At 72.9% G+C, this 12,879-nt stretch carries 14 protein-coding genes and 1 riboswitch; of the genes, 6 read left to right on the top strand and 8 right to left on the bottom strand.

All coding sequences use genetic code 11. The annotated features are described in order from the left end of the window. Nucleotides 1-58 precede the first annotated feature (58 nt). The 4 genes from ACIQK6_RS05795 to recQ all read right to left on the bottom strand — a co-directional run bounded on the left by ACIQK6_RS05795 (nt 59) and on the right by recQ (nt 4,227). Nucleotides 59-298, bottom strand: coding sequence for a hypothetical protein (locus ACIQK6_RS05795; RefSeq protein ID WP_329096010.1), 240 nt, complete (start codon nt 296-298; stop codon nt 59-61). 405 nt (nt 299-703) lie between these two features. Then, a complete protein-coding gene (locus ACIQK6_RS05790) occupies nt 704-1,501 on the bottom strand; it encodes an N-formylglutamate amidohydrolase (RefSeq protein WP_402694387.1) in 798 nt (265 codons plus the stop codon). Nucleotides 1,502-1,565: 64 nt separating this feature from the next. After that, nucleotides 1,566-2,078, bottom strand: a complete 513-nt coding sequence (locus ACIQK6_RS05785) for an SRPBCC family protein (RefSeq protein ID WP_402694386.1) — start codon at nt 2,076-2,078, stop codon at nt 1,566-1,568. A gap of 97 nt (nt 2,079-2,175) precedes the next feature. Beyond that, on the bottom strand, nt 2,176-4,227 hold the full coding sequence (recQ, locus tag ACIQK6_RS05780) for a DNA helicase RecQ (RefSeq protein WP_329096005.1): 2,052 nt from the start codon (nt 4,225-4,227) through the stop codon (nt 2,176-2,178). A gap of 54 nt (nt 4,228-4,281) precedes the next feature. Here recQ and ACIQK6_RS05775 point away from each other — a divergent pair, with 54 nt between their 5' ends. From ACIQK6_RS05775 to ACIQK6_RS05755, 5 genes are all read left to right on the top strand, one after another. Beyond that, the gene (locus ACIQK6_RS05775; RefSeq protein WP_329096003.1) at nt 4,282-5,496 is read left to right on the top strand and encodes a hypothetical protein; all 1,215 of its coding nucleotides are present in this window, start codon (nt 4,282-4,284) and stop codon (nt 5,494-5,496) included. Nucleotides 5,497-5,580: 84 nt separating this feature from the next. Continuing rightward, the gene (locus ACIQK6_RS05770; RefSeq protein ID WP_329096001.1) at nt 5,581-7,647 is read left to right on the top strand and encodes a UvrD-helicase domain-containing protein; all 2,067 of its coding nucleotides are present in this window, start codon (nt 5,581-5,583) and stop codon (nt 7,645-7,647) included. A gap of 110 nt (nt 7,648-7,757) precedes the next feature. Beyond that, complete coding sequence (locus ACIQK6_RS05765; RefSeq protein WP_329095998.1) at nt 7,758-8,492, top strand: SDR family oxidoreductase; 735 nt, start codon at nt 7,758-7,760, stop codon at nt 8,490-8,492. Nucleotides 8,493-8,506: 14 nt separating this feature from the next. Further along, nucleotides 8,507-8,998: a nuclear transport factor 2 family protein gene (locus ACIQK6_RS05760; protein WP_329095996.1), complete on the top strand. Its 492-nt coding sequence runs from the start codon at nt 8,507-8,509 to the stop codon at nt 8,996-8,998. A gap of 82 nt (nt 8,999-9,080) precedes the next feature. Continuing rightward, nucleotides 9,081-9,875, top strand: a complete 795-nt coding sequence (locus tag ACIQK6_RS05755; RefSeq protein WP_329095994.1) for a peptidoglycan recognition family protein — start codon at nt 9,081-9,083, stop codon at nt 9,873-9,875. Nucleotides 9,876-9,894: 19 nt separating this feature from the next. Here the strand turns inward: ACIQK6_RS05755 and ACIQK6_RS05750 are convergent, their stop codons facing one another. Both ACIQK6_RS05750 and ACIQK6_RS05745 read right to left on the bottom strand, forming a co-directional pair. Next, nucleotides 9,895-10,344, bottom strand: coding sequence for a hypothetical protein (locus ACIQK6_RS05750; RefSeq protein WP_329095993.1), 450 nt, complete (start codon nt 10,342-10,344; stop codon nt 9,895-9,897). Beyond that, nucleotides 10,331-10,810, bottom strand: coding sequence for an Ohr family peroxiredoxin (locus ACIQK6_RS05745; protein ID WP_329095991.1), 480 nt, complete (start codon nt 10,808-10,810; stop codon nt 10,331-10,333). Before ACIQK6_RS05745 ends, ACIQK6_RS05750 begins: the two co-directional genes overlap by 14 nt. Nucleotides 10,811-10,884: 74 nt before the next feature. Beyond that, nucleotides 10,885-10,947: riboswitch (guanidine-III (ykkC-III) riboswitch) on the bottom strand. A gap of 123 nt (nt 10,948-11,070) precedes the next feature. Between ACIQK6_RS05745 and ACIQK6_RS05740 the strand changes: the two genes are divergently transcribed. Then, nucleotides 11,071-11,286, top strand: a complete 216-nt coding sequence (locus ACIQK6_RS05740; protein ID WP_402694520.1) for a hypothetical protein — start codon at nt 11,071-11,073, stop codon at nt 11,284-11,286. 21 nt (nt 11,287-11,307) lie between these two features. Here ACIQK6_RS05740 and ACIQK6_RS05735 read toward each other — a convergent pair whose 3' ends face one another. Next, entirely contained in the window at nt 11,308-11,499 is a 192-nt protein-coding gene (locus ACIQK6_RS05735; RefSeq protein WP_329095987.1) for a hypothetical protein, read from the bottom strand. Between the two features lie 186 nt (nt 11,500-11,685). After that, nucleotides 11,686-12,870 (bottom strand): VWA-like domain-containing protein, encoded by a 1,185-nt coding sequence (locus ACIQK6_RS05730; protein ID WP_402694385.1) that lies wholly within the window; start codon nt 12,868-12,870, stop codon nt 11,686-11,688. Nucleotides 12,871-12,879: the final 9 nt, after the last annotated feature.

Here is a 12,879-nt window from a genome sequence, read left to right as displayed (position 1 = left end):
GACGGCCGTGAACCCCGGAGCCGTGGGGGATGATCCGGGGTTCACGGGCTATTCCCGATCAGAGACCGGCGCGACCGGAGTTCACCGAAATACCGGTGATGCCCGTGACGAGACCGGGGACGTGGGAAACGATGCCGGTTGCGGCCTGGACCGTGTTGAGGGAGCTCACGACGCCCACGACATTGTTGACATCGCTGGTCACGGCGCCGGCCAGGCCGCCGGACACGCTGATGATGCCGCCGGACACGGCGTCCAGCTCGGTGTCGTCGATCTCACGGGTCTCAAGGTCGTTACGCATGGCGCGCACCTTTCATTGGGGGGAGGAATTCATCGCCGAGCGGCGGGCGGCACGAAAGTCGGCCGCCGTTCTGACTGCTGCGATGGGCAAGATGAAAGCACGCGAACGCGCCCCCCACCGAATCCCGTTGACTTCCCGTCACGTGTGGACGGCCACCTCTGCCGACGGACGTGCAGCTTGATTCACCGAATGGTGGCGACTTCTTCACAGGATCGAGTAACAGATACGGCCGACACGCTGCTTACATGGAGCGAACCAGGGTTAATCACCATCAAAGCGACAGGGCATATCGGGCGTATCGCCCCGCTGGGGAGGTCGGCTGTCGAGATCGCGAACGCGATGTGCAGGTTTCCGGAGGGCGCGCGGGGTGATGGTGCCGTCACGCCCGGTGCGCGCGGGGGACGGTCACAGGGGCAGGCCGTCCACGAGTTCGGTCACGGCCGCCGCCAGCGCGGCGAGGCCGGGTCCGGCGGGGCCGCCCGGCTCGGACATGTAGGTGTCCCTGCGGATTTCGACCATCAGGGCACTGACGCGCCGGTCCCTGCCGTAGTGCCGCAGCGGTACGTACGTGCCCGCGAAGGGACTGTCGAGCCCCGTGCCGCCGAAGCCGGCGAAAGCCTTCTCGGCCGAGGCGAGCAGGGCGGCCGGGGTGTGGAAGGGGTCCGTGCCCAGGCAGATCGGCGGTCGCGGGCCGGCGCCGTGCAGTTCGTAGGGGAGGGGCTCCGACGGGTACGAGTGCACGTCGATGATCACGGCGCGGCCGACGGCCTCCAGTCGGTCCTCCACGGCCCGCTCCATCGCCTCCGCGTACGGGTGGAAGTAGCGGTCGACCAAGGCGCGGCCGTCGAAGCCGTCCGCCCGCAGGCGCTCCCGGTGCGTGGTGCGCGTGTACACCGCTCCCATGCCCACGGCCAGCATCTCCTCGCGCTCGTCGGGGAAGCGCTCGGGGTCGATGACGAGGCGGGACAGCCCGTTGACGAACCGCCACGGCGTGAGGGCGCATCCGGCGGCGGCGGCCGCGGCGATGTCCGCGGTGTGTGAGTCGGTGATGTGGTCCAGTTCCCGCTCCAGCGCCGCGTCGTCCAGCACGATCCCGTTGCGTACGGGCCCGGGGACGGTGCGCGAGGAGTGCGGTACGTGCAGGATCACCGGTGACGCGGCGGCTCCGGGAAGGAGTTGGAAGGACTCGGCGGCATGGTCCATGTGGATTTCCTCGGTGGGAGGGCCGTGGGGCGGAGTGCCCGCGAAGGCCTGACGGCCCCCACCGTTACCGCATCTCGGACGCCGGTTCCAAAGCCTTTTTGAGGTTGCGCAGGGTGGCTGCGATGTTCCTGCGCTGGAAATCGGCGAAGGTGTGTCCCCGCGTGGCGACCCGGTCGAAGGCGTGGGCCGCGAAGTCCGGCCACGAGCGGCGGTCGTCCGTCCACGTCTCGGTCACCCGAGTGCCCTCGGGAACCGGCTCGAAGCGGTACTCCCAGGTGGCGATGGGTCTGGGCAGCCGGGGGCGCCGCACCCCGATGGCGTGCACCCGGAACCGGAACAGCCGGTCCTGTTCGAGCGCCGTCACCGTGCACCGGGTGGTCCACCGGAAGGCCCCGCGCTTGTTGCGCCCGTCGAACACCGTCCCGACGCGCGTCTCCCCGGCTCCTCCGTGCACGGTGGCGCCGAGGTTCTCCGGGCTCCAGTCGCCCATCCGGGCAGGATCGGACACGTGCCGGTAGACGTCGGCGGGACTGACGTGGACGACGATGCTGTCGGACACGGTGAACGTACGAGGCATGGCTCTCCCCTCCAGGCCACGGACGCTACCGTTCCACCGTGCCCGTGGCTACCCATCGGTAACTTCCGGTTGGAGCGGCCCGGGTGAAGGCGGAGGTCTACTGCCAGTCGTCGTCGGGCGGCGGAGCCATCTCGTCCCAATCGAACGGCGGCTCCTCCTCGACGTCGTGCGCCGCCGGGCGGCGCTCCGCCCGGACCGACGGCGCCGGCGCCGGCCCGGCGGGCCCGGCGGGCGCGGCGGACGGAGCGGGTGTAGCGGAGGCATCGGCCGGGCTCGCCGCCCCGCACTCCGCCAGCGTGGCGAGCACCCCCTCGGCGTACTTGGCCAGCTTGGCCTCGCCGACGCCGCCGATGGTTCCCAGTTCCTCCGTCGTGGTGGGCACCCGCGTCGCGATCTCCCGCAGCGTCGCGTCGTGGAAGACGACGTACGCCGGCACGCCCTGCTCCTTCGCCGTCCCGGCCCGCCAGGCGCGCAGCGCCAGGAAGACCGGCTCGGCCGCGGCGGGCAGGTCGACCGGCACGCGGGCGCCCTTGCCCGAGCGCGATCCGGACTCCTTGCGGGCGGGTCCGGCGGGCGCCTTCTCCTTCCGCATCGGGACGCTGCGGCGGCCGCCCAGCACCTCGCCGCTGTCCTGCGTCAGCACCAGCGTCCCGTACTCGCCCTCCACCGCCAGCAACCGCTGCGCCAGCAACTGGCGTACGACGCCCCGCCACTCCGCCGTGCTCAGGTCCGCCCCCACGCCGAACACCGAGAGCGCGTCGTGGTCGAACTGGATGACCTTCGCCGTCTTCTTGCCCTGGAGGATGTCGATGATCTGGCCGGCGCCGAACTTCTGCCGCCGTTCGTTCGCCAGCCGCCACACGGTCGACAGCAGCTTCTGCGAGGCGACCGTCGCGTCCCAGGACTCGCCCGGCGTCAGGCACGTGTCGCAATTGCCGCACGGCTCGCCCGCCTGGCCGAAGTACTCCAGCAGCCGCACCCGGCGGCAGTCGACGGTCTCGCACAGCGCCAGCATGGCGTCCAGGTGCATGCTCAGGGAGCGGCGGTGCGTCTCGTCGCCCTCGGAACCCTCGATGAGCTTGCGCTGCTGCACCACGTCCTGGAGGCCGTACGCCAGCCACGCCGTGGCCGGCTCGCCGTCGCGGCCGGCCCTGCCGGTCTCCTGGTAGTAGCCCTCGACCGACTTCGGGAGGTCGAGGTGGGCCACGAAGCGCACGTCCGGCTTGTCGATGCCCATGCCGAAGGCGATCGTGGCCACCACCACGACCCCGTCCTCCCGCAGGAACCGCGCCTGGTTCGCCGCACGCGCCCGGGCGTCCATGCCGGCGTGGTACGCCACGGCGTCGATGCCCTGCTCCACCAAGAAGGCCGCGGTCTTCTCCACCGAGGCCCGCGAGAGGCAGTAGACGACTCCGGCGTCACCGGAGTGCTCGCTGCGGATCAGCTCCAGCACCTGCTTGAGCGGGTTGTTCTTCGGGGCGATCCGGTACTGGATGTTCGGCCGGTCGAAGCTGGCGACGAAGTGCCGGGCCTCCTCCAGGCCGAGCCGCGCCACGATCTCGGCGTGGGTGGCCTCGGTGGCCGTCGCGGTCAGCGCGATCCGCGGCACCTTGGGCCAGCGCTCGTGCAGCATCGACAGCGCCAGGTAGTCGGGCCGGAAGTCGTGACCCCACTGGGCGACGCAGTGCGCCTCGTCGATCGCGAAGAGCGAGACGCTGCCCCGGTCGAGCAGCCGCTGGGTGCTCTCGGTGCGCAGCCGCTCGGGGGCCAGGTAGAGCAGGTCCAGCTCGCCGCCGAGGAACGCCTGCTCGACGGCCTGCCGCTCGTACGGGTCCTGCGTCGAGTTGAGGAATCCGGCCCGCACCCCGAGCGCGGTGAGCGCGTTCACCTGGTCCTGCATCAGCGCGATGAGCGGCGAGATGACGATGCCCGTGCCTTCTCTGACGAGCGCCGGGATCTGGTAGCAGAGCGACTTGCCGCCGCCGGTCGGCATCAGCACGAGCGCGTCACCGCCGCCGACGACCTGCTCGATGATCTCCTGCTGTTCACCGCGGAAGGAGCCGTACCCGAACACGCGGTGCAGTACCTGCAGGGCGTCGGAGGTCGCGGAGGTGTCGGAGGTCTCGGGGGAAGCGTCGGGAAGTGCCATCCGTGAAGCCTATCGACACCCACCGACACCCGGCGCCGCTAGTAACATCCCGGGATGGCGAAGACGATCAAGAAGTTGACCCCGGAAGCCGGGCGGACCGACGCCGCGGGCCTGCGTGCGTTCGACGCGGACGCCCTCGCGCGGTGCGCGGCCGACACGGGCCAGCCGTGGTGGCGCCGCGATGCCTGCGCCGAGGCGCTGGCCGGGCGGGTGCCGGAGCGGCGCGTGGCCGCGTTGATCGCGTGCGTCCAGGACACCGATGACGTGAGCCACGTGCGCATCGCGCTGCTGGGCCTGCTCGCGGACCGCCCCGAGCTGCTGCCCTGGCTGCGGCACGAGGACCGGCAGCAGGACGGCGCGTACGGCATGGCCGAAGCGGTCCTGGGGGCCCGCGGCGCTCTCGGCGACCTGACGGCGGCGGGCGCCCTGGCGACGCTCGCCTTCGATCCGTGGCGTCATCGGCGGGAGACCGGCGAGGCGGGGCTCGACGCACTGGCCGCCCGGCACGGGTCCGAGGCGGTGCTGGCCGAACTCGGCGGGGCCCGCCCCGAGGACCGCTCCATCGCCGTCCGCCTGCGGGACCGCGCCGGCGGGGACGTCACCGATGCGCTCGCGGACCCCGACCGGCAGGTCGCGTTCCGCGCCCAGGCGCTCCTGACCGACCCGGGGCGGTTGCGCGCCTACCTCGCCGAGGCGCCGACCGAGGAGGCGAAGCTGTGGGCCGCGTACGCGCTGCACCGACTGACCGAGGACGTCGCCGAGACCCGGAGGCTGTACGAGGAGCTGGGCCGCCCCCGCGTCGAGGTGACCGGCCTGGACGAGGAACTGCGCACGGCGATCGTCCACGAATACGGTCAGTGGGCCGAGGAGCGGACCGATCCGCGGTGGCGGATCGAGGCCCTGTGCACGGAGCCGCCGCCGGCCACCGGTACGGCCGAGCAGCTGCGGCGGGCCTCGGCCGCGCTCACCGCCGCGGGCATCGCGCCGCAGCCGCCGATCTCCTGCGCAGAGGACAACGGAACGGGGGACGGCACGTACCACGTGATCCGCTACGGCCAGAGCGGCGCTGCGGTGCTCATCAGCACCCTCGGCCGGTTCGCGACCGGTGACGACGACGATCCGGCCGTGCGCCGCGCGGTCGAATCGGCCGGCTTCCGCTGGCTCGACGAGGCCGTCGGCTCGATCCAGGTCACCGACCTCGGCGTGTACTACTTCGGCAGCCGCGACCCGCTGAAGGTCGACACCCTGCTGTTCTACTGGCAGGACTGAGAGGAGGCGCTGCCCGGTACGCGCCCTGCCGCCACCGTTGCGTTCCGCCCTATGATCGTCACTCCGCGTACGAGGGGGCTGGGTATGGGGGCAGGCGGGGCGGCATCGCAGCGGGCGCAGGACGCGCGGCGGCAGGAGCGGTTGCTCCGGGAGCAGTGGCAGGCCGCCCGCCGGCAGGCCCTGCGGTGGGGCGCGGTCGGCGAGGGCGAACAGCGGGTCCTCGCCCAGCTGTTGGTGCTGACCGCGCGCGGTTGGCGGCTGCTCGTCCACCGGCAGTGGTCCGGGGCGCGGACCGCTGACGCCGACATGCTGCTGGTGGGACCCGGCGGCGTCTTCGTCATCGACGTCACCGCCGGCGGCGAGCCGGGCGACGAACACGCGACCGGGCTGCTCGGCGCCACGAAGGCCGCCGAGAGCGCGGTGGCGTCCCTCGGCATGTCACCGGTCGCGGTCCAGCCGCTGCTGGTGCTCGCCGGCCGGCGTTTCGACGCGAGCCGTGGCCGGATACGGCTCCTGGGCGAACAGGAGATCGGCCCCGTGCTCCTCTCCGAGCGGCACCGGCTGCGCGCGGAGTCCGTCCGGGCTATCGCCGATCACCTCGAGCGGGTGTTCCCCGGTTACGCGGGGGCGACGGTCGACCAGCAGCCGCCGCCGGCACCCGAGCGCCACCGACCGGGCTCCCCGGACGGGCTGTTCGATCTGGAAGGGCTGCGCGACGCGGCCTTGAAGGGGGCGCGGGAGGCCCCGATCGAGCAGTGGATGACCTTCCTCCACCCCGATCAAGTGGCACTGGTGCGCCGCAACTGGGCCGGCCCGGCCCGCATCAGCGGACCGGCCGGCACCGGCAAGACGGTCGTCGCACTGCACCGTGCCGCCCACCTGGCCCGGCGGACGACCGGCCGCATCCTGTACGTCACCTTCGCCAACAACCTGCCCCGGGTGCAGAGCACCTTCCTCAAGGCCATGGCCCCGGCCGTCGCCGACCGGGTGGACTTCCGCAGCCTCCACTCCTGGGCGCAGGAGTTCTTGCAGGAGCGGGGCGTACCGGTACGGCTGCACGGGGACAAGGCCGAGACCGCCTTCAGCCTCGCCTGGAAGAACGTCGGCCGCGGGAGCAGCCTGGCCGAGCTCGACCCCGCCCCCGCCTACTGGCACGAAGAGATCGACCACGTCATCAAGGGGCGGGGCCTCACCGGCTTCGACGAGTACGTGACCGTCCCGAGGCGGCGGCGGAAGGCACGCCTGCACCGTGCGCACCGGCAGGCGGTGTGGGAGCTGTACGAGGCGTACGAAGCACTGCGCGGCGAGCGCGGCGTGCACGACTTCAACGACGTCCTCTCGCTGGCCCTGGCCGAAGCGGTCCGCCGGCGCGAGCGGCCCCCGTACGCGGCCGTCATCGTGGACGAGGTCCAGGACCTCACGCTCGTCGGCGTGCGCCTGCTGCACGCGCTCGTCGGTGACGTGCCGAACGGTCTGCTGCTCGTCGGCGACGGCCAGCAGACCGTGTACCCGGGGGGCTTCCGGCTCACCGACGCGGGCATCGACATCCGCGGCGACCGCGGGCAGGTGCTGCGCACCAACTACCGCAACAGCAAGCAGATCCTGGAAGCGGCCCTCACCGTCGTGGCCGACGACGCCTTCGAGGACCTCGACGGCACGCACACCCCGGGCCGCCGCGACGTCGACCTCACCTACCACGACGGGGACGTCGTACGCGTCACCCGGCCCACGGCGGAAGCCCACGACGGGGAACTCCTGGACGCCCTGCGTTCCCTGCCCGACGGCGCGCTGGCCGACACCGCCCTGCTGTGCCCCTCCATGCGCGCTCTTCGCCACTACCAGCGGCTGCTCACCCGGTCGGGCATCCCGGTGTGCCCGTTGGAGCACTACGACGGCCGCGCGGTCGGCGCGGTGAAGCTGGGCACCTACCGCAGGGCCAAGGGCCTGGAGTTCAAGAACGTCCTCCTGCCCCGGTACGACGCGGTGTTCGCACACGGGACCCCGGCCGGCGCGGGCGGTACCCAGACCCCGGAAACGGCTCGGGAGCGCGAGGAACTGCTCCGCAGCCAGCTCTTCGTGGCGATGACCCGGGCCCGTGACCTGCTCTGGCTCGGCAGCGTCAGCACGGAGCGGCAGGGGGCCGCAGGCTAGGGGGTGGGGAGGCCCGCTGCCAGGGTGCGGTGCGTCCTGGTCGGCCGGCCGCGGCTTGTCCAAACTCGGTCGGGCGGAGTCATCCGCTTCGAACGAGGAGCAGGACGGGTATGAGGAACGAAGCCAAGGTCGTGGCCATCACCGGAGCGAGCAGCGGGATCGGGGAGGCGACGGCGCGGCGACTCGCCGCCGACGGCCACCGGCTGCTCCTGGGCGCGCGGCGCAGCGATCGGCTCGCTGCGCTCAGTCGGGAGATCAACGAGGCAGGTGGTACGGCGGCCTTCCAGCGGCTGGACGTCACCGACGCCGCCGACGTACGGGCCTTCGTGGCCGCCGCCCGGGAGCAGTACGGGCGGTTGGACGTCATGGTCAACAACGCCGGGGTGATGCCGCTCTCGCCGCTGGACGCTCTGAAGGTCGATGAATGGGACCGGACGATCGACGTGAACGTCAAGGGCGTGTTGCACGGGATCGCCGCCGCCCTGCCGGTGATGCGCGCCGGGGGCGGCGGGCACTTCGTGAACGTCGCCTCCGTCGGCGCGTACGAGGTGTCGCCCACCGCGGCCGTCTACTGCGCCACCAAGTTCGCCGTCCGCGCCCTGTCCGAAGGGCTGCGCCAGGAGTCGGACGGCACCGTCCGGGTCACCCTGGTCTCTCCGGGCGTGACCGAGTCGGAGCTGGCCGAAGGCATCTCCGACCCTGCCGCGCGCGAGGCCATGAAGGCCTATCGCGCCGTGGCGCTGCCGGCGTCCGCCATTGCCGGAGCCATCGCCTACGCCGTCGCCCAGCCGGCCGAGGTCGACGTCAACGAGATCGTCGTACGCCCTGCTGCGAGTGCCCAGTGACCGCGGGGACCGAAGTGACGTACGAGGACCTGCTGCGCCGACTGCGGGTCCTGGAGGACAAGGAAGCCTTGCGGCGGCTCATGATCCGCGGTTGGCGGGCGCTGGACCGCAAGGACTGGCGGGCGTGGATCGAGTGCTGGGCCGAGGACGCGGTGCTGGAGTTCGAGCCGTGGGGAGAGGTCCGCGGCAGGGAGGCGGTCCGGGCGAAGGTGGAGGAGGCGGAGGCACACTTCCCGAGCATGCAGCACCACATCCTGAACATGGACTTCGAGGTGGACGAGGACCGGGCGACGGGCGTCGGGTACATGTGGTTCGTCGCCGTGACGGGGAGCGGGCAGAGCTCTTCGCCCTACTCCATGGGCGGTCCGTACGACTGGGACTTCCGCCGGGGTCCCGACGGGGGCTGGTACCTGGTCCGCCAGCGACTGGGCGTCTGGTGGACCGCCGGGGAGGACACGCCGCCGGGCCTCGGCCGGGCGGTGTCGTACGCCGAGGACTCCCGGTAGGGCCACCGATGGTGGTACGTCCGGGGGGTGCGCGGTGTGTCTGCGCGGCCGGTGGCGGCACGGTCCCCTTCAATGGCGCCGCATGACCTCCTCCGCACTGCACCAGCCGTCGGCACGCGCCGCGGCCCCGTACACCCGCCGGTCGGTCCTCACGGGAGCCTTCGCCCTGACCGCCGCCGCGGCACTGCCGCTCGCCGCGGCGGGGCGGGCGTACTCCGCCGCCACCCCGGACATCATCGGCTGCGCCGCCTGGGGTGCGCGGGCGGCGTCCGAACCCGTCGTCGTCCTCGCCAACGGCCCGGAGCGGATCATCGTCCACCACACGGCGACGGCGAACGTGACGGACTACTCGAAGCAGCGCGCCGTCGCCCTCGCCCGCGCGATCCAGACGTACCACATGGACGCGCAGGGCTGGATCGACACGGGCCAGCACTTCACCATCAGCCGCGGGGCCTTCGTGCTGGAGGGACGCCACAACAGCCTGGCGGAGCTGCGCACCGGCCACCGCCAGGTGCGGGCGGCGCACTGCGTCGGCCAGAACACCGTGTCGATCGGCATCGAGAACGAGGGCACGTACACCTCGCAGGACCAGCCGGCGGCACAGTACGCGGCCCTGGCCGACCTGTGCGCCCACATCTGCGACCAGTACGGCCTGCCCGCGTCGGAGATCTACGGCCACCGCGACTTCAACGCCACTTCCTGCCCCGGCGACCGCCTCTACGCCAAACTACCGACCCTGCGCAGGGACGTCGCCGCCCGCCTCGGCACGCCCCTGTCGGAGGAGGCGGTCGACCCCATCGAGGACCTGGTCCGCCAGGCCACCGGTCGGCCGGCCTCGGAGTACGCGGAATACCTGCCGGCCGGTCTCCTGCCCTGACGGTCCGCCGCGGCCCGGGCTACAGCCGCCAGTACGTACCGGAACGGGAATCGACGTGCACCACGTGGCGGCCGACGCGCACCACGTGGTGGTCCGGGCCGGACCAGGAGCCGCACGCGCCGTCGGCGGCGGGCAGCTCGGTCCAGATCTCCAGAAAGGTGCTGCCGTCCGGGTTGGTGCCCCGCTCGACGAGGTCCGCACCGTCCCACCGGAAGGTGCCGGCGTCTTCGCCGGGCTCGCCCGTGAGGTGGTGGAAGTGCACCTGGGAGCCGTCGAAGGACGTCTCACCGGCGAAGCCCCGGCTGTCGGCGTAGTACGACCCGGCCTGCAGCCACACCACTTCGCGGTCCTCGACGAGGGGTCCGCCGTCGCGGCTGATGCCGCGCCGCAGCCAGGCGCCGTGCTCGGGCACGGCGACGCCGGGGCCGTCCGGGAGGTGCTCGCCCCGCGCGGACTCAGGCGCGGTCATCGGCGCCGGACTCGACGGACTCCACGGCCCCGGCGAGCTCGTCCACGGCCACGAGCGTCAGCGGTACGTTGCCGCGCACGGCCTGCGAGTACGGGCAGACCGCGTCCGCCCGGTGCAGCAAGGGCTGGAGGTCCGCCGCCCGCCACCCGGGCACGCCGACGGTGAGCGTCACCGCGAGGCCGTAGCCGGCGGGCGTGTCCGTGGTGCCGAGCTGGACCTCGCACGCCACGCGTGCGGTGGCGGCGTCCGCCCCGAACTCGGCGGCGACCTCTGCGAGCGCGGAGGTGAAGCAGGCGGCGAAACCGGCCGCGAACAGCTGCTCGGGGTTGGTGGTGCCGGGCACCTTCTTGCGCGGCGGGGCGAGGCGGACGTCCAGGCGTCCGTCGTCCGTGCGGACGGATCCGGTACGTCCCCCCGCGGCGTGCGCGGTCGTCCGGTACAGGCTGCGGGTGAGTGGCACGGTCATGGCGTACGCCCATCTTGCTCGACGAGTACGCTGCCCGGGTGCGGACAGCGGACGGCGCTGCTCGTGCAGCACCTCGCGCGTCGTCGTGCGTAACCGGGTACGGCGCATCTCGTCCGGGGCCTTGGACCGGCCGCCCGACAATCTAGCAACGCCGGCCGCGGTCCGGGGACGTCCCCCGCGGTGAAGTTCCTCACGGGGCCCGGCGCCGGCCCGGCGGCCGGCGCCGTGGCCCCGCTCCCTACACTCGGCCCGTGGACGCGATGAGATGTACCTACTGCGGTGGCGTCGGCCTGGAGCCGGGTTTCGTCGAGGACGCGGGGGAGGGCGCCCGGGGGTACGCGCGCTGGATCGCCGGGGCGTTGGAACGCGGCCTGTTCGGCGGTGCCAAACGGCTGGGAAAGCCCCGGCGGCGCATCGAGGCGTACCGCTGCCCGCACTGCGCCCACCTGGAGCTCTTCGCCACCGAGCCCGTCTGACGGTCGGCCGCTGCGCCGGATTCACGGCGCGTGGTGCTGGATGCCCCGCTGACCGGGCACCCGGGTCGACCGGGGAGCGCCCGAGAGGCGGCGGTCGGCCCGCTGCCGCCGGCCCGGGAACGGGTTGCGCCGCACGGTGGCGCTGGGGGCCGCGATCAGAAGGCCGACAAGTGCGAGGACCGCGACGAGGATGAGCACGTTGACGAGGTTCATGGTCCTGCCTTTCGTCGAGTGTTGATTACCTGTCACTACATCTTGTTACCGAATCGCGGGATGCTAAACACAGAGGGTGACAAGGCGTGCCGTCCGGGGTCGCGTTGGTGCCGTGCCGACAAAGGCCGCCGGAGGCCCGTCACTTGGTGAACTGCCCGCAGCAGACAGGGCCGTCGGCCGGCGGGGTCACGTGGCCAGGTCGACGCGTACGGTCTCCACCCAGGGCGGGGGCGCGGGCGGGGCGCTCCCGACCAGCGCGGCGATCAGCCGGCAGGACGGCGTCTCGTCCGGCCACGGCGTGAACCCGTCGGTCAGCACGACCACGACGTTCGGCCGGTCGGGCAGGGCCAGGGCCGCGCCGATGCCGACCCGCATGTCCGTCCCCCCGCCGCCGGCCAGGGTCACCTCGCCGGCACTGCGCACCCGGGTCACGGCGTGCACGTCGGCGTCGCACGCGAGGACGGCGACCCGGTTGCCGCCGACCCCCACCTCCCGCAGGACGCCGGTGACTTCGGCGAGAGCGGCCGCGAGCTCGCCTGGGCCCATCGATCCCGAGGTGTCGATGACGACGGCCACCCGCGGCAGCGGCCTGCGCAGACTGGGCAGCACCACCCGGCCGCCGAGCGCGGGCGTCCGGCGCGAGGGGCGGCGGTAGGTGTAGTCCACCGCGCCGGCCGCCCAGGCGGCGGCCTCGCGGACCGATCCCGCCAGAGCCCGGCGCCAGTCGACGGAGGGCTCCAGGACCTCCTCGGCCCACCGGGCCCAGCCCTCGGGCACCCGACCCCGGGTGCGCCGGTGGGCCCGTACGGCCTCGGCGGTCTGCCGGCGCAGCGCCTCGGCCTCCACCGGTCCGACCCGGGCGGGGCCGCCGTCCTCGCCCAGCTCCCACGGCCCGGGAGTGCCGTGCGCACCGGAACCGCAGTCCGGCCCGTGGGGCGTCGGGGGGATCGCCGGCAGGTACGTCTCGAAGAGGCCGCCCGTGGGCAGGCCGTAGAGCCCGGGCTCCATCCGGCCCTCGGGCAGCGCCAGCCCGTCCGCCAGCAGGTCGTCGTTGATCTCGCAGTCCTGGGCGATGTTGATCCGGACCGGATCGCGCTGGTCGGCGGCGGGCAGCCGCTCGGCCCGGCCGTGGTGGTCGCGCAGCAGGTGCGCCACCTCGTGGATCCACACCCCGGCCAGCAGGGCCACCGGGGTCGCCTCGACGAAAGCGGGCGAGACGTAGCAGCGCCAGTGCCGGTCGACGCCCATGGTGCGCACCCCGGCCGAAGGGACGACGGTCAGGGCGTACAGCGCGGACGCGAGGTACGGACGGGTTTCGGCGGCCTTGTAACGGGCCGCCAGTAGCTTCGCGCGGTCCAACTCCGGTCGCACGGCGCCGGA

The organism is Streptomyces sp. NPDC091682 (genome assembly GCF_044756625.1).
GTDB lineage: Bacteria > Actinomycetota > Actinomycetes > Streptomycetales > Streptomycetaceae > Streptomyces.
This window is presented reverse-complemented; position numbering and strand designations above follow the sequence as displayed.

Bases quoted from the DNA above. Each gene is read 5' to 3' on its own strand.
- ACIQK6_RS05795 (WP_329096010.1), bottom strand. From the start codon at position 298: ATGCGTAACGACCTTGAGACCCGTGAGATCGACGACACCGAGCTGGAC.
- ACIQK6_RS05790 (WP_402694387.1), bottom strand. From the start codon at position 1,501: ATGGACCATGCCGCCGAGTCCTTCCAACTCCTTCCCGGAGCCGCCGCG.
- ACIQK6_RS05785 (WP_402694386.1), bottom strand. From the start codon at position 2,078: ATGCCTCGTACGTTCACCGTGTCCGACAGCATCGTCGTCCACGTCAGT.
- recQ (WP_329096005.1), bottom strand. From the start codon at position 4,227: ATGGCACTTCCCGACGCTTCCCCCGAGACCTCCGACACCTCCGCGACC.
- ACIQK6_RS05775 (WP_329096003.1), top strand. From the start codon at position 4,282: ATGGCGAAGACGATCAAGAAGTTGACCCCGGAAGCCGGGCGGACCGAC.
- ACIQK6_RS05770 (WP_329096001.1), top strand. From the start codon at position 5,581: ATGGGGGCAGGCGGGGCGGCATCGCAGCGGGCGCAGGACGCGCGGCGG.
- ACIQK6_RS05765 (WP_329095998.1), top strand. From the start codon at position 7,758: ATGAGGAACGAAGCCAAGGTCGTGGCCATCACCGGAGCGAGCAGCGGG.
- ACIQK6_RS05755 (WP_329095994.1), top strand. From the start codon at position 9,081: ATGACCTCCTCCGCACTGCACCAGCCGTCGGCACGCGCCGCGGCCCCG.
- ACIQK6_RS05750 (WP_329095993.1), bottom strand. From the start codon at position 10,344: ATGACCGCGCCTGAGTCCGCGCGGGGCGAGCACCTCCCGGACGGCCCC.
- ACIQK6_RS05745 (WP_329095991.1), bottom strand. From the start codon at position 10,810: ATGACCGTGCCACTCACCCGCAGCCTGTACCGGACGACCGCGCACGCC.
- ACIQK6_RS05740 (WP_402694520.1), top strand. From the start codon at position 11,071: ATGAGATGTACCTACTGCGGTGGCGTCGGCCTGGAGCCGGGTTTCGTC.
- ACIQK6_RS05735 (WP_329095987.1), bottom strand. From the start codon at position 11,499: ATGAACCTCGTCAACGTGCTCATCCTCGTCGCGGTCCTCGCACTTGTC.